The sequence below is a fragment of the Paenibacillus sp. J22R3 genome (assembly GCF_056269305.1).
Window position 1 is genome coordinate 139,874 of the sequence record NZ_JBWDNS010000007.1, and the last position, 21,197, is coordinate 161,070.

A 21,197-nucleotide genomic window follows, 5' to 3' on the forward strand; every position below is an offset into this window, starting at 1 on the left:
CCATTCCTCCCTGTATCAAGGCTTCTCCATTAGCGATTTGCCCCTCATGCCCGATCTCATGATCTGCCCTTGGAAGGTGATGCTCACCTCCGCTTCCGAGAATGCTTCCGCCCAATTGTCTTGTACTTGCTTCCATGCCTTCGGATGACTGCGCTGCAGCACTTCACCGAAACCAAACACATCGGAATGGACGGCTTGCGCACGTTGAATCGCCGCCATCATGCTGGATTTGACCAATTCACCCCATTCTTGCTCCAGCTTGTTCAGCACGGATAGTTCCGTAAGCGGAATGCCGCATTTGACTTCGGCCACGTTTCCCTCTGCTTTCACGACGATATCCACATTCACATGACCGTCTTTCATCGAAACCTGCGTCTTCGTTTTACTTTTTATTACTTCAAGCGCAACGCCATCTGCCTGCCCTTCGCATGACAAATTCATAATCGTGCTATTCATTCCATTGATGATGAACATGTACCCGCGCGCTTCTGAGTTCTCCAGCCATCCCGCGAGCTTCTTGTCATGAAACATGGCAATGCCTGAAATTTCAAGGTGATAAGGAAGACGTGTCTGCCCCAGGTTCTGCTGCTGCGTCACGTTCTGATTATCCCCTAGCAATCGGAGTCCGCTGATGGATGGATCTGCCCCCGGATTGATCAACTTCCGGATTACCTCGTCAATTCCGATGTCGGGAGAGCTGGACCAAATTTTCGACGAGAATTCGCTTGCTCCCAGAACAGCCTCGGCTTGCAAGGGTGCAAGCGGCGTGATCGTACTAATTAATTTCCCTGGGGAGCTGCCCTTGGCAACGAGCAGCATTGAAGTTAGCCGCACCTCATGCGATCGTTCGAAAAAGTCGAAAATTTCTTCGATTCCCGCCTTTGCGAGCCTCTCGCCGAGAACCACAACTTGAATGTGAGAGAAGAATAACTGCCTCGGCACCTGCTTGGATGCCTTACGTATGCCTTCAAACAAGGTTTTGGAGCGCACGCTGTAAATGGAGAACGGCGCACCTCCTCCACCTCCGCTATTGCTCGACTTCGCTAACTCGCCCGGGATGACAACCTGGAAGGTGAGCTCGTATTGATCGGAATGCTCCGCTTTGTCGATAGCCATAGCCGTCACAATCGCAAGCTTGTTCAGCTCTCTGCTGTTCCAGCAGCCGGTTGCGAACAAGGCGGAAGCCAATGAGACTGCAATTAGGGCAAGCTTAGCCAATCGTTTTCCGATCTCCATTAGACTGAACCTCCCTGACTCACTCGCTCTCTGGTTTTTGCCCCGGAGGCATCCGAACGGTATCCTTCGCCGTATCGTCCGGCCGGGCTTCAAGGCTCCAGTGCGGGAGACGGACAAACACGTCTTTCATCTGCTTGTATTTGAATGGCACGAGCGGAGACAAGAAGGATACGCCGAATGAGCGCAATGCATTCAAGTGGGCTACCATCATGATCATGCCTAGTACAATGCCATAGAAGCCAAGCAATCCGGCCGCCATCATGAATAGGAATCTCAGCATGCGTGCCGTAATGGCCAGATTGTAGGCCGGAATGGAGAAGTTCGCGATCGCGGTTATGGACACTACGATGACCATGATCGGGGATACGATGCCTGCCTGGACAGCCGCTTCACCCAGAACCAGCGCGCCTACGATCGACACGGCTTGTCCAACCGCTCGAGGCATCCGAATGCCGGCCTCCCTTAGGATCTCAAAGCAAATCTCCATAATGAAAGCTTCGACCAACGCCGGAAAAGGGACACCTTCCCTGGACGCCGACAAATTGATGAGGAGTGTCGTTGGCAGCATCTCTTGATGAAAAGTCGTTAAAGCGATATAGGCAGCCGGTCCGAACAACGAAATGATGAATGCCACATAGCGCAATAATCGGATGAAGGTGCCAATATCATAGCGCTGGTAATAGTCTTCTGCAGCCGCGAAAAATTGCGAAAGCACGGTTGGTACCACCAAGGCAAAAGGCGTTCCGTCAACCAAGATCGCAATACGTCCCTCAAGCAAATTAGCGGCGATGACGTCGGGTCGCTCCGTGTTGTACACCGTTGGGAAAGGAGAGCTCCAGTTGTCTTCGATGAACTCCTCGATATACCCGGATTCCAAGATCGCGTCTGTATTGATTTTCTCCAACCGGCTTCTTACTTCTTGCTTGATGTCGTCCTTGACGATTCCCTCTATATAAAGCATCGCAACAGAGGTTTGTGTAACGGAGCCAATCTTGATTGCTTCAAAGCCGAACTTCGCGCTCCGTATCCGGCGTCGCACCAGTGCGATATTCGTCGCGATCGATTCGGAGAAGCTGTCCTTCGGTCCCCGAATGACAACTTGAGTGCTCGCCTCCGAAACGGCACGTTTCTCACCGCCAATCGTGTTGCCGCAGACACACTGGCCCCAGCCATCGACAATGAGGAGTGTCTTGCCGGTCAACAATTCGAGCAGCATGGATGTCCAATTATCGAGCACTTCGATCTGCCCGACCGCGAGCGCATTATCGCAGATAAACCGGAAAGCAGCCTCCGTAGAATCCGCGTCCTCCGGGATTTGCGGCAGAAATGGCGACATGAGCGAGCGCATCACAAATTCGTTCACCATTTCTTTATCTGTAATGGTATCCAGATAAACCGCCGCCACGTGAAGCGGTAGTCCCGTACGCAGCGTGAATTTACGCACAATGAGATCCGGGCTGGATACCAGCTCCGTTCGGATTCGGTTTATATTGGCATCCAAATCCGTTTCAAGCTGCCCGGGCGCAACGGCGCGATTCTCCTTGCCGCCACCACCCGCCCTGCTATGGCCGAATATCGCTCTACGTATCCTCATCAGAGTTGAATCTCCTTCGACCTGCAATTGATCTGCGTGCCACATTGGCTAGTATGCCTTGTTCGCCCTTTTTTTACCTATTGGGATAGAAAAAGCCGGCAACTCTCCCGAATGAAGAGTTACCGGCTATTTGTTTGTTAATTAGACTGCTCATACTCGCCTTTAATAATATCCAGGACACGTTTAGCCTCTACTGCCGCAGCAGACTCTCTGTCATGCCAGTTGTAGGTGATAAGCGCCTTCCATAGTGCCCAGCCGCATGCCCGGTGGCGTGTTCCTTCGTCACAGCCAAGTTCACGCAAGAAGACCTCCCTGCTTACGGGATCGAAGAATGTCCATGCCATCGCGTAATCGCAGGCCGGATCGCCAACGCCCAGTATGCCAAAGTCGATGACGCCGCTAAGTCGCCCAGCCTGCGCCAAGAGATTGCCCGGAGCGATATCACCGTGCACCCAGACCGGCGTACCCGTCCATTGTGACTGTAAAGCTAGGTTCCACATTTCATGATACACCTTTGTATCGAGGTCCGACTTCAGATTCTCGAGTGCAGCCTTCGTTTCCTCATGATAGACAGTTAGTGAACCGCCTCGATGGAAATTATGCGCTCCCGAAGGAGGTCCTTCCGAAGCCGGAATGGCCTGAAGCTCTTGTAAGAAAGCGGCTAAATCTATAGCTAGTTGATTCAGATCGTCTATTGAAGCAAGGCTTACGGTTTCCCCTTCAATCCATCGATTGATGGACCATGGCCACAGATAGCCTTCCGCAGGATTCCCTTTAGCTAAAGGAACCTGTATAGGTAAAGTAAGGTGCGGTCTAAGCTTAGGCAGCCAAGTTAATTCTTTCTCGACCTGCGCCGCATACGACTCATGACTTGGCAGCCTGACACTCATCGTGCTACCTAAATGGAAAGTGCGATTATCATGGCCGCTATTGGCAACCGGATAGATCGGCAAGTCCGCCCATTGCGGGAACTGGCCTTGGATAAGTCTGCTTACTAGCTCTGCGTTAATCTCCGTCATTCGATATCATAAACTCCTTCGTGCTTTGTGAATATTGATTTGTCCCGCCCCACAAGACGATTCGCGCCATAATGTTGCATAATGCGCAACAAATCCACCTTGTCGGCTGTTATAGGCTACTTTTGTTGCAAGAAAAACAACATTTATTAGGTCGAGTCGGACCGCAGCGACTCCTTACCCGATCAAGGGAGCCGATTGTCCAAGTGTCCCTTCCACTTCGTTCCCTTCCTTCCGCCAGTATTCGATGCCGCCAAGCATCTCTTTGACTTGAAAGCCAAGACCGGATAATCGCGCCGCGCCTTTGGTGCCGCCATTGCAAGCCGGTCCCCAGCAATAGACCACGATGACTTGTTCCTTCGAGAATGCAGCTGTCGTCTCTGGGCTGATGTTGTTGGAAGGCAGGCTGATCGCGCCAGGAACATGGCATTCTTCATAGGCTTTCGTGCTGCGAACATCGATGAGCAGGAAGTCATTCAGACCCTGCTGCATGTCATACCGTACATCCGCAACATCGGTTTCCACAGCTAGTTTGTTCATAAAGTGACGATGCGTATGCTCAGGCGATGCAGCTGGTGTTTCGAGCACGAGAGATTGGCGTGTTTGAATGGTCATTTGGATTACCTCCGGTAGGGTTGTGGTTGTTGTTTGTTGATCTCAATGTATCACAGCCCCTAACCATGGAGTTATCGATAGAAATCTATACTATACTTCACTCATTTCGATAATTAGCAGTTCCGCCGGCGCTGAGCAGTTCCACGAAGCCATTGAACGCCTTTGACTTCCATTTCTTCTTCGAGTAGATCAATTGCGTGTAGAACTTACAGTCCGGGTGGACAAAAGGTATCGCGATTAGCTGGCCTTTGCGGACTTCCTCGGCCACCGTAATCCGAGGCACCAAGGCAATCCCAAGTCCATAGATGACACACTGCTTGATCGCTTCCAAATTGCCAAACTCATAGGAGAGACTGAAGCTCACTTGATTGCCCTTCAGCACCTTGAGCAGCATCGCCCGGTATGTGCAGCCATCCTCCGTCAGAATGAGGGACTCGCTCTCCAAATCCTCGACATGGACTTCGCTTTGTCCATTTAATTTATGATTGGGGCTTGTGATGATAACAAGCGTTTCTTCTCGCAGGATGCTGCTGTGAAGCTCCGGGTCCGTGAACGGAGGATCCAAGATGATTCCGATGTCGAGCTCTCCTTCTTTGACCGCTTCGATAATAAACGGCTCATTCGCCGGCTGAATGACAATGTTAACGTCCGGAAACTCGCGGCGATAAGCCTGTAGATGCGGCGGGAGGTAGAAGGCTGCTAATGTCTCAATCGTCCCAATCGAGAGCGTCCCCTTGGCTTGTTTGGCTACGACTTCTTTGGACTCTTCATGCAGTCTGTAGATATCGTTGGCATAGTGCAGGAGCGCTTCACCGGCCATCGTCAGCTTCATGCCTCTTCCGAACCGCTCCAACAGGACTGCCCCGTAAGCTTCTTCCAGCTTCTGAATCTGCGACGTGATGCTCGACTGGGCATAACCCAGCGACTCCGCTGCTCGCGTATAGCTTCCACACTTGGCTACCTCGCGAAAAGTCTTCAAGTACGTCAGTTCCACGGGTACCGACCCCATTCCTATAAGTTCCCGCTACTTTATCATGATCTCGCCGTTACGGCAATCCATACGTAGCTGAGCCATGTGCGGCTTATAAACTCGAATGGAGCTCTCGCAGCGTGATTAATGCTTTCGATTCCAATGCCTGGAGCTCTCTCAGGAGTACTGCGCAGTGTTCGCTCTGTTCGAGTGTTTGCGTGCGTGGTTCCGTATATGGATACATGTCCTTTAACGCCTTACCCTTAGCCGCGATTTCGTTATAGGTGAGTATGAGTTTATCTAGGAGGTTGAGGTTGAGATTCGTCATGCTCGCTCTGATTTCGGACAGAAACCGGGCTGCATGATGCCTTGCTTCCGTTATGATTTCGACGAACAAACTGAAGAAATATTTATCTAGCCGCTTGCATTCAAGTGCCGTTAACCAGCGCTCATAGGCATGCGATCCGACGAAATAGGTTTTGCCGGACCATTGATAGAAGCCTGTCTCATTTAACTGGATGACGAACTCGAGTGCTTCTTTCAGAGCAGCCTGATTCTCTTTCGCGGCTGGAATAGACTTTGCCCAGTGCAGTGAGATTAGTCGGCTGGTGGAATCCGTTTGCGTTCCTGACGACTCACGATCATGTACACAATTGATGCACGGGCATTGACTTAACCCTAACTGATTCCACGGTATCACATCTTCACTGTGCTCATAACCCGTGTGCCAAGTATAGGTGTAGTACCCTTGATCGTTGTACGCATAGATGACCGACGACTGGTTGCCGATATCGATGTTTTTGGCAAAGACAGGCTGCCCCGCGTTGATGGCTTCTTTTGCTTTCTCCCAAGCCTCCGCTTGTAATTGAGTGAAAGCCTCTCCCTCTGCATGTAAGTGATAACCCTCAATATCCACGCCAAAATTACGAGCGAGCGCAAACACCTCCGGTTCAAGCGGTCCGCCATTGGGCTCACACATGTTCTCGTCAAGGATGTGCAGGAAGGCAATACCAGTCATGCCATAGATCCATGATGTCGTTAGCGGAAGCTGATAGTAGTCAGCAACCGACTTGATGGCACCGACAAGTGAGGCATCCAGGCCGCTGAACTTATAATTCTCGAGCTTTACCACAATGCTAGGCTGAACGATCGTATCCTCTTGCATTTGGCAGCACCACCTCCGCAATATCTTACAGAGACCATTCACCATTATTATCCAGATTACCTGCCGCACATAAAAAAATACAGAGCAGCGGCGATACGCTCACCATGCTCTGTACGCAGACTTACTGCTTAAAAGACAACCCAACTGCCTCCAACGCCGCTCTCAGCTTAGGCATTGAACCGGGTCCCATCCCGTGAAATTTGAGTATGTCCCTTTCACAATAGCTAGATAGCTGCTCTACTGTCGTAATCCCGTTATTCTCCAATGCTCGTCTTGCCGGGGCCGACAGCTGAGACAGAAATCCATTCTCTGGCTTCCGCTCTTGCTCGCAGGTCGGGCAGGTAGGACAATCCGTGCTTTTATAATACTTATGTCCTTTCCTGCAGGTACGTAAGGACTTCTCAGTCGTTGTCATCGGTGTAAAACCATCCTCTCCCGGGAATGTTCCGTTTTGTTTATTGTACCGCAAAAAGACCGGTTGCTGTCGCCTCCGGTTGTCCTCCGACAATAAGTTGAGCCAATGCTGCAAATTCACTAGCATGTAGACTTCCCGGTGGGCTACATGGGACCCAATGCTGCAAATGATGACCCTAGCAAAAAAGGCATGGGACACTGCCAACACAGTTTCCCACGCCTTTTTACTTATCTGTTCTCACCCGACGGCCGCGTCGACGAGCTGACGCAGCTGCTTGGATGACGCGAACGGCTCCTCGGCCAGCGATATCGCAGAGATCAGAGATATCCCGTCAGCTCCGGCGCGGACCACATCAGCCGCATTCGCGTCCGTAATTCCGCCGATGCCGACGATTGGGATGTGCATGCCCAGTTCACGCATCTGCGTAAGCACGCTAAGGCCCGAGGCGTCCTTGGCATCCTCCTTCGTGCGCGTGGAGAACAGCGGCCCTATGCCTAAATAGTCCGCACCGCAACGAATTGCCGCTTCAGCTTCCCGCGCATCGTAGGCAGAGACGCCAAGCAGCTTGTCATCGCCGATCAACCGGCGTACGGTCGATGCCGCCTCATCTTCCTGGCCGACATGGACACCGTCCGCGTCCACTTCCAGGGCCAGCTCGACATCGTCGTTCACGATGAACGGAATGCGATGCTCACGGCACAGCTCACGAAGCCGCCAAGCAAGCTCTACTCGGGCATCGCCCACAAGCGCGCCGCTGCCTTTCTCCCGGAATTGAAACATCGAGACGCCGCCTCTAATCGCTTCCGCCAACACCTGCACGGGATCGCGTCCCGGCAAGCAGTTGTTGCTCCCCATGATGAAATAAAGCCGCAGCGCCTCACGAATGGCATCATCCTGCCATGCCCCAGCGCTCATCGTCCGCTCTCCTGATCGCGGTACGCCCAGTGATTGGTCGGCCCGTGCCCTTGTCCAAGACCAAGCGGGTATTCGATCGCCGCCTGGATGAATGCTTTGGCAACCTCGACAGCCTCAGTCACGTCGCGGCCTTTGGCAAGCTCAGCCGTAATCGCGGAAGCGAACGTGCAACCCGTGCCATGGGTATGACGCGTTTCTCTCCGCTGGCTGCTAAATTCATAGAAGTCCCGTCCATCATAGAGAATATCGATTGCTTGGCCGTCATCGGACAGGTCATGGCCGCCTTTGAGCACGACATGCTTGGCGCCGAAATCAGCCAACCGTTTCGCTGCTTCTTTGCGTGCAGCAATGCCGGAGATCGTCATCCCCGTCAGCGCTTCCGCTTCCGGCACATTAGGCGTGACGACCCAAGCAAGCGGAAGCAGCGTTTCTTTCATCGCGCGAACCGCTTGATCCAGCAGCAGCGATGCCCCGCCTTTGGCGATCATAACCGGATCGACAACAACCTTGCTCCAGCCGTAGCGGCGGATTTCCTCGGCAACCGCAACAATAATTTCATCGTTGAACAGCATGCCCGTCTTAACCGCATCCGTGCCGAGATCATCGCCAATGGCCTCAATCTGCGACCGAACCGCATCAGCCGTAAGCGGATAAATCCCCCGCACGCCTAGCGTATTCTGCGATGTAACAGCCGTTATCGCCGACATCCCATATACCCGCAGCTCTTGGAAGGTCTTCAAATCCGCTTGAATGCCGGCACCGCCGCCGCTATCCGAGCCTGCAATCGTTAATGCTCTCGCTATACTACTCATGCTTCAATCCGCTCCACTCGGCCCAGCTTCTCGATATCCTCTACGGTTACGTTCGACAATTGATCGAGGAACGCGATTTGGAAGCTGCCGGGTCCTAGTCCGACCGCCTTTACGGCAGCAAGCTCAGCTGCTACGCCGTATGCCGCCAATGCAGCGACCGAAGCAATGATTAGATCGCTCTCCACTGCCGCGAATGCGCCGATAACCGACGTCAACAGACAGCCCGTTCCGGTAACGCGCGTCAGAATCGCATCCCCGTTACGCACGGCAAACGTTCTCGTTCCGTCAGAAACGATGTCAGCCTCACCGGTAATTACAACGACTGTACTAAGCTGCGTAGCCGCATACTTAGCCAATTCGACAACATCGCCGCCGCTTGTTCCGGCATCGACGCCTTTGATCGACCATTCGCGACCGACAACGTTTGCGATTTCGGCGGCATTGCCCCGAAGGATGCTGATTTTCACCTCTGCCAGCAATCCTCTCGCAGTATCCGTGCGATAAGCCGAAGCTCCCGCTCCAACCGGATCCAGCACGATCGGTACACCATGCGCGTTCGCTGAGTTTCCCGCCAGCTTCATCGCTTCGATCTCTGTTTCGTTCAGCGTTCCAATATTAAGCACTAATGCTCCCGATATTTTGGCGATATCCGCAACTTCCTGTTTGGCATAGGCCATAACCGGCGATGCTCCCAATGCCAACAGGCCGTTTGCCGTGAAATTGGTGACGACGACATTCGTAATATTGTGAATTAACGGGTTCGTTTCCCTTACTTGTCTCAGCTTGCTTGCTACTGCTTGAATATTCATAGCCTCGGCCACCTCTACTTTGCTATTTTGCCAATCGAGTATCAAAAAAACGCCTTACCCGCAAAAAGAGGGTAAGGCGCAACAATGCGCACGACAGCCGTGAACTTCCTACGATGGCATTACCCAACAGGTTAAACGGTCTACGACGGATTAGTCGTACTCTCAGCCTGTTTCTACAAGCTCCCGCGCTTATTCGATTGTGATCAGTGTAATCCAAGACATCCAAAATTGCAACGAAATTCGCAGGCTCCGCACGCCTTATATAATAAAGACTTTCTTCGGCTATAAGTAAACACGATTTGCCCGCAAACCGTTCTAGTGGTACTTTTATTACAAGTAAAATAATGGGAATAATAAGATTTGGAGCGAGGAGGTTATTGACGCTATGCTGCTGTCAGAGATTTTGCCTCATGTGGCTCGTATGCTCCCTGCCAACTGCGCCATGAAGCGTAACCGCGAAACGCTGACTTACGCTGAGCTACTGCACCAAGTTAGCTGTGTCGCCTATGGTTTTCACAAGCTTGGCATCAAGCCTGGGGATCGAATTGCACTTCTAAGTGACCCCTCCCCTTACCTTGCCGTTGCAGAATGTGCAGCGGTCGCTATTGGCGCAATTCCGGTAGCCCTATTTCCCGCTTTAACGCCGACTGAACTGAAACAGATCCTTCAAGACGCCTCTCCCGCTGCTGTCGTGTACGACGCCGATCAATCGAACATTACCGCAGCAGTCACTTCGATATCCATAGCTAATCTCGTTTCTTGCAAGTCAGCAGGTGGCAATTCCGCCCCGCATTCCATCGAACAGTTCATCTCCCTGTCCACACCTCTCGAACGATGGTATGCCGCGAACCCTGATGATATTGCGCTAATTATTTATACAGGCGGCACGACGGGTCGTTCCAAAGGTGTTATGCATTCCCATCGCAGTATCCGTAATTGGTCCTTTATGAATCCCGATCGAGTCGGAGGGCACAACCCAAGCAAGAAATCTCTTGTCCCCAATCAAGCTCATCTAACCGGCCAATTCATTCTATGGACGACCTTATTCGAAGGCGGCTGCCTCATTTATCCGGATTCCTACCCGCTGCAAGCTGCAGAGGTTGTCGATCTAATTGAACGTGAACAATTAAAGTTCCTCGGTACAGTGGGGCTTCTCTTCCGAGACATTGTCCATTTGGAACATATTCAATCCCGAAACCTACAGTCTATAGAAGGACTCTCATGTGGAGGAGCTCCTATAAGCAGAAAAACCTTCCTCCAGGCACGAGAAGTTTTTCCGAATGCACATGTGACCGAAGTGTACGCGCAAACCGAAAGCGGTCAATTCATCAGTCACCTCTCCATCAATCAGTGCTTCGCAGAAGGTAGAGCGGATAGACTTTTGTCTGTGGGAAACCCCTCACATATCGCCGGTTGGGGACAGAAACCTTTTGAAATACGGATCGTCGATGATTCTGGTATTCACGATGTCGCGCGGGGAGAAGTAGGCGAGATTATTTGCAAAAGCGATCAAATCATGCTCGGTTATTGGAACAATCCGGAGGAAACAGACAAAGCGATTCGCGGTGGCTGGCTGTATACCGGAGACTTGGGCAGGTTCGATGAAGACGGATATTTGTATCTACTCGATCGAAAGAAAGATATCGTCATCGTTAGCGGCTCCAATGTGTACGGCTCTGAAGTCGAGGAGGTCTTAAGTAAACATCCCTCCATTGTTGAAGTTGCCGTTATCGGAACGCCATTACCGGATGAGGGGGAAGAAGTCACTGCCGTAGTCACTATCAGAGAGGGCTCGGCACTCACCTTAGAAGAAGTAAGGCTGTACTGCCAGCAACGTCTTGCGGAATATAAGCTGCCTACTCGTTTGGAAGTCGTTCAGAGTCTCGCGCGAACATCGGTGGGAAAGCTGGACAAAGCGGCAATTCGCAAGCGCTTCTGGCGACTGGGAGGAACACGGGTGATTAACTAATTCTATCGAGTAGTCCTAGCAATCTGAAAATACTAGAATAGAATAGTGTATCCCGCTCTGAAAGGAGGATACACCTCATGGCAGGTTTGAAAACGTTTGTGAATACCACCGGAGCCGCATTGGATATTACGCTGTTTATCCGCGCAGGATTTGAGCCTTACAACCAATATGGCACGGAATCCTTTACCCTTGGACCGTTTGGGACAGAAGAGGTTGCTTACGGCGACGACGACAACACTTATCTAAATGGGATCCTGATTTTCACGATTTTCGAAGGTGACCTCTATAGCAAAATGCAATTCGTCGTGACCCTCGAAAGCGATTTTGATGCCTTAATCAACACGAACAGTACCATTACGTATACGCTTATGAACACGGATTATGTGATTTCAGGCAGCAACTAATACTACTTTGATTAGGCTCGCGAATAAAATGGCCCCCGCTTCAAGGGCTTGAGCAGTGTGCATGCACGAACCGAGCACACTGCGGATGCAATAGATCCCGCTTCCTTTATAGCTACGACAAAAAGAGAGCAGGCGACATTGCCTGCTCTCTTTTTGGTATCATAAAAAACTGAAATCACTTCACCGTCACAAGCGCTTCCGCCTGCTGACCCAGCTTCTGATCTCCAATCGTAATATCGACGGCGATTCGGGCACGCTTCACAGAGACCCCTGCAGGAACTGTAATAGCGAACTGTATCGTCTCCACCTGGTGTGGATCGACCTCCAGCTGCTGCTCATCCGCCTCCGTGTTCCAGCTTGGAGGTGTAACCAGTCGAACGGTCACCTTTTCCCTGCGTGAGAACGGATTTAACACCTCAACCGCAATCTCAGTCGTTTCCCCGTTGCCGACCTCGACTTGGTAAGGTTTAATCCATGCACAGTACCCTTCCGCACCTAGATTAATCTTCTCCAAAGGCAGCAGTTCATCATGCAGCTGCTTCAAGCTTTCCCCGTCCCGCTTCAGCTTATCGAAGTAACCTTCCTCCACCCATAGCGGGTCCCAGTGGCCGGAAACAATGAGGTCAGGATTCAGCTTCTTGTACAACTCTGCACTCCACACATAGTCATGCGAACGGAACCGATTCTGATACACGTAATTATTCAAATTCCCGTCGTTGCCCTGCTGATCTCCGATAGCCAATACTCGCTTACCATCGACTTCGAACGAGATCGCAACCGCATAGAGTGTATGGCCGGGCTGCTCGTAGAGACGGATGTCATACCCCTCCCAAGAAACAGTCTGCTCGAGGGGGATTCTGCGGTCTACAGGGATCGGATCATACCAAATGCAGGGCACGTCGTAGTGGGATGGATTTTCGAACAAATCGGCAAAATTATCGGCTACCCACGTCTCCGTACCTTCGACATCACGCAGAAGGTTAAACCCGGCCACATGATCATCATGATAATGCGTTGGTATGACCACATCTATCTTGTTCACGTTATATTGCTTTTTCAACTGCTCAATGGGGAAGAGGGATGGCCGGCGTGAGGCGCGATCCGTTCCTGCTATGAAGATTGCAGGTAGGTTTGCATAGCCATAATCGATGAGAAGCGCTTTGCCGTTCTCGGAGAGGAGAACATAGGAATTGGCAAAGCTGCGCGCATTCCAAAGCAGATGAGGGGTAATTTCCCGAAACTCCGGTTCCTTGAAAGACTCGAAATCCGAATATTGGCCACGAAGCCGGAGAAGCTGCTCTAGTTTCTCGATTAAGGGTTCAATCGCAGCGGTGGGCTGCTCCATTATTTCGCCGTGTGACGGAAGCAGCATTTGTAAGCCTTTATCCCGCAGAGCCGTTAATGAACAGATCGTATTATTGACCCCTTCGCAGCCGTTATACGACCACTGAGTGGCCGACATGGACCAAACTTTCCCCGAGCCGGCGATCAAATCCCCTGTAAATGCAACATGGTTGCCATCCAATACGGTTGTCAGCGTAATCGACCCTGTGGTGTGACCGGGGGTTGGAACAACGTTAAACGAATACCCGCCAAAGTTGTGGTTCGCATAATCCTTCAGTGTCCCAGCTATCGAGATGGGTTCGAGCAAGGAGAATTTATCTTGGCGTACATTGTAATTCACGAGTATTTCACGGCCCTGCCAGTGTTGGTCCACTTGGGCAAACAAATCCTGCTCATAATGGGGAACCCACACGCGCACCCCGGCCGCAACCGCTTTGTCCAGTCCTTGTCCTTGATCGCGATGATGGTGCGTCATTAGCACATCCGTTACCTTGTCGATGCCGATCGTTGCCAGCTCTTCCAGCACAGCACCTGATCCAAAATCGATTAAGACCGCTTCGCTCCCGTTCTTAATCACATACACCAGACAAGTATCCTCATATTGAAATAGACTCGTGGAAATTTGCTTCAACATAACCACTAACCCCCCTATTCATAGCGATGAATTTGTCTTCTCATCCACTGGGTCGCCACCCACTTCTCACCAACCACAATGGGATTTCCCCCATGCAAGGTGAGCTCATTTAGCCGCTCTTCAGTATAGAAGTATTCAAAATAGACAGCGCTTCCTTTTCTAGGCGTTACTGCAAACTGAAGGGAAGGAAAGTTCGTTTCTCCGCCTTCCTCCACATCATTTAAATACATGATTAGCGTGCTAATGCGATTGTTTACGGCGTGTCCGGATTTAAAATAGTCATAATGAGGTTGATACTGTTCACCGGCTTGATAATGTAAAATTTGCAGCGGCTCTGCATGGGCGATCGGTATATTCATGAGCTCAGCTACCCGGGTTTCGATTCGATGAATGGATTCGTTCTCGCTTTCCTCGAAGAACATGCTGCTGCTGGTGCGAATATCGCTTACCTCGTGGGACTTGCCGATCTTGGCACGCTGCATGCGGTTTGCAGCCAATTCGATCAACGTATCACACTCGGCGTGGCTCAAAACATTTTCCAAGATGAGAATTAGCGGTTCTTCGATCCTGCCGACAATCGTAATTTCCTGATCCGTGGTTATAATTTTGTTTCTGCTCACGTTCATAATCGTCTGCTCTTTAATCGACAATGTCCCGTCCTCCTCTACCTCGAATACTGAGGATGTAGTCGAGTGAAACGGTATTCCAGTTGGTTACTCATTCGTCAGAGGAGTCGGAAAACCCTTCCATGTGATGGATTGGCCACACTGCGCAGACGCAAAAAAGGTACAGGATTCCCCTCCTGTACCACCAGATTGTCCTTACACCACCCGCGCCACGAGATTTTAACGAACCGTAGGGCAAACCACCAAATAAGACCTGTAGGGTTCGTTAGCATTTTTCCGGAGCTATTTTCAGGCAAATAAGACCTGTACGGTTCGTTAGCGCATTCCGCTACACGCTGTTCGGGACGCACCGCTGCTCATGCGGGATTCCAATGAGAACTAAGCGTCCGAACTGCAAAAGAAGGGCCGAGAATAATCCCGTGAGGAGGATTCCCGGCCCTTCTTTTAGCATCCACGTGTGCAATTTAAGCGATTTTCCTCACAGCAAACCATAATTCAAAGTAGTTCAGTCCGTCCGAACCGCCGTAGATTTCAAAGTCCAGTCCATCGACCTGCTCGTATCCCGCCGTTGGCAGCCACTCTGTGAAGAAGCGCCGATATAACGTCTCGATAACCTCATCGAATGCATCCCAAGTGAATGGATCTGAGGGGAAAATAGCCCATGTATATGCCGGAATGGTTATTGTTGAATACCCGTCCGTCTTACTGGATTCGCTCTTAAAGGCACACAACATATACGGAAATGTATCGTCGTCGGTTGGTTTATAACTACATACCGCATGTACTTTACTTAAATTCCGACTCACGAATGCCGGCAAGTCTCCTGCATGTGCAGCTAATCGCTCCACTTCGCCATTCGCATGGCATTGCTGCCACAATTGTGCCGGTGTAGGCTGATCCTCGCTGTCCGGGTTAGTTTGAAACACGCCTTCAATGCCGAACACCTGGAAAGCTTCTTTCGATTCAATCCGATAATTCATCGCCTCTGCCCCTTTAATTGCGATAAGGAAGGAAAGACGAGGATAAGCTTTGAGTGCAATCCCGTCTTGCCGGGCCATTGCAGGTGTGACACCATGCAGCAATTGAAAGGCTCGTGCAAAAGAAACCGGCGATTCGTACCCATATTGAAGTGCAACATCGATTACCTTGGCAGCAGCGTTATTCTGCAATTCCAGTGCGGCAAGCGTAAGGCGTCTACGCCGAATATACTCGGCAAGCGTCACATCCGTAATGAACGAGAACATTCTTTGGAACTGATAGGATGAACAGCATGCCTCACGAGCCACTTTTGCCAAATCAATCTCTCCGGTTAGATTCGCTTCGATGTAGTCCATAGCACGATTCATCCTCGTAAGCCAATCCATCTCATTCCCTCCTTTCAATTGAAGTATAGAGCAGCGGTAATTGGGAGTCGCAACTATTCCTGCACGATAATGTTTCTCCTAATTGGCGGCAGCTGCGGAATAATCATCCCCACCAACATAAACACACAACCGACGACGCCGCGTGTATCCAGCAACTCACCGAGGATCAAATAACCGCCTATAACCGCGAATACCGTTTCCATGCTCATAATAATCGCCGCCTGCGTAGGATGCGCACCCTTCTGACCAACAACCTGCAGGGTGTAAGCAATCCCGACAGAGCAAATTCCGCCATACAGTAGAGGAATAAGGGCCTGCGACAGTCCTGTCCATTCGATCGTCTCTGTTGCAAAAGCAACGATAAAGCTAAGCACGCAGCAGGTTACCACCTGGAAGAACGACAGCTTAATGACATCCGTTCGCCGAGATAGCTTGTCGATCAGCAGAATATGCGCCGACCAGAAGAATGCCCCTACGAGCTCGTATAAGTCGCCGGTTCCGAGCGTCAAATCACTCTTTAAGCATAGTAAATATAAACCGTAAACCGCTATAATCGCACCTACTGCACTGTTCGCATTAATCCGCTGCTTTAGAAACAAGCCCAGAAACGGTACAATAACAATATATAGACCTGTGACGAAAGCGGCTTTGCCCGCTGTTGTGTAAATGAGTCCGATTTGCTGCAACGACGCCCCGCAGAAGAGGATCAGACCTGCTATGAAGCCGGAGACGGCTGAGCTCTTGACCGAAGCCACAATTTCTTGGGATGATTTTCGAGATTTTCGATCCAGCCAGATGATGAGGGGAACCAAGGATAATGCACCTAGCGCAAATCTAACGGCATTAAAGGTAAACGGCCCTACATAGGACATCCCTTCGCGCTGTGCGACAAAAGCGGACCCCCAGATGCAAGCCGTAATAAGAAGCAATAAACTGGATTTCATTTGTTTACTCATAAGATGTCGTCTCTCCCAGCCAATCTTTTTGAAACACCAACTAACCATACCAAAAATACCGGAACCTTTGTATACTGATTTACCCCCTAAAAAAAATTGAACCGCGATGCCCCTCATATAAGGGGTCATCGCGGTCCGTTTTTCAAAATTAAGTGAGGGAAAGTTGTACTTTTAGATGAATTTTAAATTCCCCAACATGCGATAAAGCAACTCTGCAAATTCAGCACGCGTCGTTTGTTTGGAGGCTTGAATCGGGAACTTCTCATCCTTCAGTATGATACCTTCTTGCAGAAGGGCATCCACCGCCTGCGCCGACCACTTTTTATAACCGGCATTCTCATTGAATTGCCTTGGCACCAAGACATCCGTATGCGTATATCCTCCGTACTGCATCGCCTGGTACACGATTGCGAGCATTTCTTGCTGGGTAATCAATTCGTCCGGGTGGAAGGTACCGTCCGGATAACCTTTAAACAAGCCAGCCTGTGCAACAGCAGCAATGTATCCTTCGTACCAAGATCCTTTGACGATATCTGTGAACTTTGAAGTTGTACCGACAGGCATAATGCCCAGTGCTTTGACCAGCATCGAAGCCGCCTCTGCACGCGTTACAAAACCTTCCGGCTTAAAGGAGCCATCCTCGTAACCCTTAATGACCATACGTCCCGCCAGCTTCTTAATCGCTTCTTTGGCAAAATGTGTAGTTAATACATCACTGAAATTAGCTTCTTTCTTTACAACAGAATACATGGAATTCCCTTTTCGATAGATCACCGCAGTAATTTTGTCCCCTTCTTTCTTAAATGTCGCAGGAACGGGAATGATTTGATTCGTTTCGGTATCGTACATTACAGCGGATAGCGTTTCAATCGGTTGTGTTGCGGCATGTAGCGTAATAACGTGTCCAATATATTGGTCGGCATTATGAATCTCAACTGTAGCTCTGTTCGTTTTATACGCCATAATTTTAAAATCGTACACTTGACCAACAAGCTGTAAAGACTCATTGTTGATCAGCTTCTGCACAGAGTCGTTAAGTGAATCTTTCAATGGCGTTACTTCAATTGAATAATGATCAACACCGTATAGATTCATAAGGCTTACAGGAATAACCATGCCCCTCTCACCTTGCAAGTGAATGACGGCCTTCTCATCTTTGCTGCGTATTTTGGTCAATTGGTCGGCGCTCAGAACGAGTGTCACTCGTTCTGATTTGTCCTCCACTATAATATCAAATTGATGATTTGATTTATCCCAGTTTGTTAAATAGATGTCCAGCGCCTTATCATCCAGTTTGACGACAAACTGCTTCGTGCCATCAGGATTATCGACCGTTTCGCCTGTGGCTTTGATTCCCCCAGATGTATCTTCCAAGTTCGGCAGCATGAAACCGCCGCCTCCAAAGATGGGTATCCCACCACCACCGCCACCGCCACCGCCGCCGCCGACTCCACCGCTATTGTCCTCGCCATTTGTCGGAGTGTACTCTTTTAACACGTAGAAACTCTCACGTTTGCCTGGAGAAGTTACCGTGACGAACAGTGCCGGCAACTGATTGTCAAGATTCAAGCCCGATAACGTTGCAGAAGTTTGGCCTGAACTGACTACACTTTGTCCATACAAGACACCTTCGTAATTGAAAACTTTCACGATGTCTCCTGATTGAAGACCAGTTACCGTGACAGAATCGGATGTCCCATTTACGTTGGACACTGAGATTTGCGACTGGTTCGGCGTAATAGTCATTCGATCAAGAATTTCGATAAGGGAATATCCCGGCGCCCCTTCCTTGTTCGAATCTTCAACCTGAACCGCAAGCACTATTGCGCCATTCGGTATGACCGTATTCGCTGGAAGCGTAAACGAATAACTTGCCGCACCTGTTGCATTCACGTAGCCGATTGGATCACCGAGGACATCATCCTCTCCACCGAACCAAATGGCGTACCTGCTTCCTGCCATCTCACCTGAAGCTTTATCGAAGGTAACTTGTCCACTGATTTTATTCGTATCCGCATTTGTATCATGAAAAACAAGGTTATTTACATAATAGCTATCCGTTCTCCACAAATGAATAAGGCGCTCCGAGTCTTCCATGACCAGTGTTTTGTTTAAAGGGAGTGATACGACAGGCGTTACTCCGATTGTCGTAATGGCCGCTGGCATCGATTTGTATAACGTATGAACATAGCTGCCATTGTCTTCCCGATCATAAGAGTAGCTATAATCGTCACTTACATCAGGAATTGTTCTACCATTCGCATCGTAATATCGAATTCGATATTTGGTGTCGCTAACTGCCATTAGGCCAGGGTAAAACGTTAAGTCACCTTGGATCACACTCTCAGTTTCACTTTCGTCTATAAAGCTTGCATACACAGGATGATAACCGAGCTTAATTTGATTGCTTAAATCATCGACATCATTGAATTTCATAAGCGCGTATACCGGATCAGGACCCATGCCTACAGTAGTAAACAAAAGGATTGATCCGTCATTTTTAACGTATCCATACGATGCTGTAAATGGGAATGTGTACGATGGATTGAAGCTATCCCGATCGTATAGTCCGTTAGCAGCAACTACGATAGGACCGCGTGCATGAAGCAGCATGGCGTTATAATAATCATTTTTGTAGACGCCGTAGACAGTCGCCAGATTCTCAGATGATAACCGATTCGACGCGTAATAGATGAAGTGGTCATTCTCATCCTGAATGATACTTTCAGGTGGATTCGAATAACTCGTCGGCGTCGATGAGATAATCGTATTTGTCGACGTATCCATCTTAAATAGCTGACCGCCTGACGTATCAGTCTCTCCGATATATAGAGCAGCACCGTCAGAGGAGAGCTTCAAGAATGGCGTGCTATAGCTGAGCGGCAATACTGTCAAAGTGGAATCGCCGTTCACAATGTTAACATTGCCAAAGCCTCCAGGTGTCGTAAAATAGGCCGTTCCATTACCGACTTCGACGTTGCTCGTATAGGAACCCACTTCAATTTCAGTAATCGGCGCTAGAAATTGGGTTTCATTCTGTGTGTCAATCTTTACTAAATGTGTACTGCCACCAAGCGAAACGTAGATAATACCATCCCTGATATCGATATCCGTCGGGCTGATGCCAATATATCGGTCTTGAACGACTTGAAAGTTGTCTGTATCGATTTGGAGCAACCGGTTTGAATTCTGTGCAATCGCATAGACGTATTGCTCGTCTTTGCCCATAGCAAACGCGGTCAAATTATTGTCTAGCAGAATGCGGTTATGTTCGGGGTCCGAGACATACTGAATCGCCGGGAGATCAGCGCTCATTTCGAAGGTCCTTTTGCGAATCATCGGTGAGCTCCTGACCTCGTAGGTATAGACGCTCCCATTCTCGTCGATGGCCAAACGCTCGTCACTATTGGTCGAATCGGCTATTTTTACAACAGTCTTTGCTTCGTCTTTCGTCACGATTGCGCCATTAGAATACAAAAATTCGTCCGTTGCAGCCTGATAATAGCCGGCAACTGATCTTGAAATGATAACGTGGTTCGCGCTGTTAATCCGAAGGTTTCCATAGTAAACAGAACCATCCTTAACGAATAACGTTCCCGCAAATCCCCCACTAGGCTGAATCGTCCACTGTTTAGCACCATCCAAGGAATAAGCGTTAAGTTCGTACGCGGAAACCTCTGTTTGACCAGCGTAGAGAACATGTGCCTCACGGTCAATTGTTAATAACGGATCTCTCGGCGAGCTCTCGAGCTTCGTATCTGAAGCTTCGGAATTGGCTAGATCTTTACGGTAAATCGCACTAAAAGGAGCGTCATTAGAATAGAACAGAATATCTCCATCAACGGCCAAATGGATCGGTTTGCCCGTTGTAGGAAGCATCGTAGTTACAACCTGTTCGTCCAAATCGATGACGGCAATAAATGTAGCCCCGCTCAAAGCAACGTAGAGCTTATCCCCGTCCATATCTATTCCATTTGGCGTCGAACCAACATTTATGCGCTTCTCAATCTGAAATGTAACTAAGTTTATGATTAGCAACTGGTTCGTATCTCTAGTGGTCACGTACATCTTGTCCCGTTCATTGTCCACGAGAGTTTTATTTATAGCTGAGCCCATATTCAGCGAAACATCGGTCAATGCAGGTGTCGGCGCTGATGAAGCACTTGCGTAATTACCAAATGGAACTATAAAGGTGAAAATAAGTGCTGCAATCATAAAAACGTTTAATCCTCTAAAGCCCCTAATACATTTCATACGTGTGGTCTTCCCCCAGAAATCGTATTTTTTAAAGGTGATGTGAGCTGATTTGTAATTTATCGACATCTTTTCACAAGATTGTTAACTCCCGCTAAT

17 protein-coding genes are annotated in these 21,197 nt (G+C 49.7%); 2 read left to right on the forward strand and 15 right to left on the reverse strand.

Annotated elements, in window-relative coordinates:
- Window positions 1-15 precede the first annotated feature (15 nt).
- The 10 genes from AC0YN4_RS26605 to thiM form a co-directional block, all read right to left on the reverse strand.
- Entirely contained in the window at window positions 16-1,236 is a 1,221-nt protein-coding gene (locus AC0YN4_RS26605; RefSeq protein WP_475837221.1) for a Ger(x)C family spore germination protein, read from the reverse strand.
- Between the two features lie 19 nt (window positions 1,237-1,255).
- Complete coding sequence (locus tag AC0YN4_RS26610; RefSeq protein ID WP_475837222.1) at window positions 1,256-2,830, reverse strand: spore germination protein; 1,575 nt, start codon at window positions 2,828-2,830, stop codon at window positions 1,256-1,258.
- Window positions 2,831-2,967: 137 nt separating this feature from the next.
- Entirely contained in the window at window positions 2,968-3,849 is an 882-nt protein-coding gene (locus tag AC0YN4_RS26615; RefSeq protein WP_475837223.1) for an aminoglycoside phosphotransferase family protein, read from the reverse strand.
- A gap of 174 nt (window positions 3,850-4,023) precedes the next feature.
- The gene (locus AC0YN4_RS26620) at window positions 4,024-4,461 is read right to left on the reverse strand and encodes a rhodanese-like domain-containing protein (protein WP_475783723.1); all 438 of its coding nucleotides are present in this window, start codon (window positions 4,459-4,461) and stop codon (window positions 4,024-4,026) included.
- A gap of 97 nt (window positions 4,462-4,558) precedes the next feature.
- On the reverse strand, window positions 4,559-5,455 hold the full coding sequence (locus tag AC0YN4_RS26625; protein ID WP_475783847.1) for a LysR family transcriptional regulator: 897 nt from the start codon (window positions 5,453-5,455) through the stop codon (window positions 4,559-4,561).
- Window positions 5,456-5,543: 88 nt separating this feature from the next.
- Window positions 5,544-6,596, reverse strand: a complete 1,053-nt coding sequence (locus AC0YN4_RS26630; RefSeq protein ID WP_475837224.1) for a cysteine peptidase family C39 domain-containing protein — start codon at window positions 6,594-6,596, stop codon at window positions 5,544-5,546.
- 121 nt (window positions 6,597-6,717) lie between these two features.
- Window positions 6,718-7,011 (reverse strand): RNA polymerase alpha subunit C-terminal domain-containing protein, encoded by a 294-nt coding sequence (locus AC0YN4_RS26635; protein WP_475837225.1) that lies wholly within the window; start codon window positions 7,009-7,011, stop codon window positions 6,718-6,720.
- Window positions 7,012-7,248: 237 nt separating this feature from the next.
- The gene (thiE, locus tag AC0YN4_RS26640) at window positions 7,249-7,926 is read right to left on the reverse strand and encodes a thiamine phosphate synthase (protein ID WP_475837226.1); all 678 of its coding nucleotides are present in this window, start codon (window positions 7,924-7,926) and stop codon (window positions 7,249-7,251) included.
- Window positions 7,923-8,738 (reverse strand): bifunctional hydroxymethylpyrimidine kinase/phosphomethylpyrimidine kinase, encoded by an 816-nt coding sequence (gene thiD / locus AC0YN4_RS26645; protein WP_475783719.1) that lies wholly within the window; start codon window positions 8,736-8,738, stop codon window positions 7,923-7,925. Before thiD ends, thiE begins: the two co-directional genes overlap by 4 nt.
- Window positions 8,735-9,547, reverse strand: coding sequence for a hydroxyethylthiazole kinase (gene thiM / locus AC0YN4_RS26650; protein ID WP_475837227.1), 813 nt, complete (start codon window positions 9,545-9,547; stop codon window positions 8,735-8,737). The genes thiD and thiM overlap by 4 nt, the downstream gene beginning before the upstream one ends.
- 385 nt (window positions 9,548-9,932) lie before the next feature.
- Here thiM and AC0YN4_RS26655 point away from each other — a divergent pair, with 385 nt between their 5' ends.
- Complete coding sequence (locus AC0YN4_RS26655; protein WP_475837228.1) at window positions 9,933-11,516, forward strand: class I adenylate-forming enzyme family protein; 1,584 nt, start codon at window positions 9,933-9,935, stop codon at window positions 11,514-11,516.
- Between the two features lie 77 nt (window positions 11,517-11,593).
- Window positions 11,594-11,920 carry a hypothetical protein gene (locus tag AC0YN4_RS26660; RefSeq protein WP_475783716.1) on the forward strand — a complete coding sequence of 109 codons (327 nt, stop codon included), beginning with the start codon at window positions 11,594-11,596 and terminating at the stop codon, window positions 11,918-11,920.
- A 175-nt stretch (window positions 11,921-12,095) separates the two neighbouring features.
- Here the strand turns inward: AC0YN4_RS26660 and AC0YN4_RS26665 are convergent, their stop codons facing one another.
- The 5 genes from AC0YN4_RS26665 to AC0YN4_RS26685 all read right to left on the reverse strand — a co-directional run bounded on the left by AC0YN4_RS26665 (window position 12,096) and on the right by AC0YN4_RS26685 (window position 21,098).
- On the reverse strand, window positions 12,096-13,898 hold the full coding sequence (locus AC0YN4_RS26665) for an MBL fold metallo-hydrolase (protein WP_475837229.1): 1,803 nt from the start codon (window positions 13,896-13,898) through the stop codon (window positions 12,096-12,098).
- 14 nt (window positions 13,899-13,912) lie between these two features.
- On the reverse strand, window positions 13,913-14,524 hold the full coding sequence (locus tag AC0YN4_RS26670) for a 2OG-Fe(II) oxygenase (RefSeq protein ID WP_475837284.1): 612 nt from the start codon (window positions 14,522-14,524) through the stop codon (window positions 13,913-13,915).
- 464 nt (window positions 14,525-14,988) lie between these two features.
- Window positions 14,989-15,888, reverse strand: a complete 900-nt coding sequence (locus tag AC0YN4_RS26675; RefSeq protein WP_475837230.1) for an AraC family transcriptional regulator — start codon at window positions 15,886-15,888, stop codon at window positions 14,989-14,991.
- A gap of 53 nt (window positions 15,889-15,941) precedes the next feature.
- Window positions 15,942-16,844 (reverse strand): DMT family transporter, encoded by a 903-nt coding sequence (locus AC0YN4_RS26680; RefSeq protein WP_475837231.1) that lies wholly within the window; start codon window positions 16,842-16,844, stop codon window positions 15,942-15,944.
- Between the two features lie 171 nt (window positions 16,845-17,015).
- The gene (locus tag AC0YN4_RS26685) at window positions 17,016-21,098 is read right to left on the reverse strand and encodes an S-layer homology domain-containing protein (RefSeq protein ID WP_475837232.1); all 4,083 of its coding nucleotides are present in this window, start codon (window positions 21,096-21,098) and stop codon (window positions 17,016-17,018) included.
- Window positions 21,099-21,197: the final 99 nt, after the last annotated feature.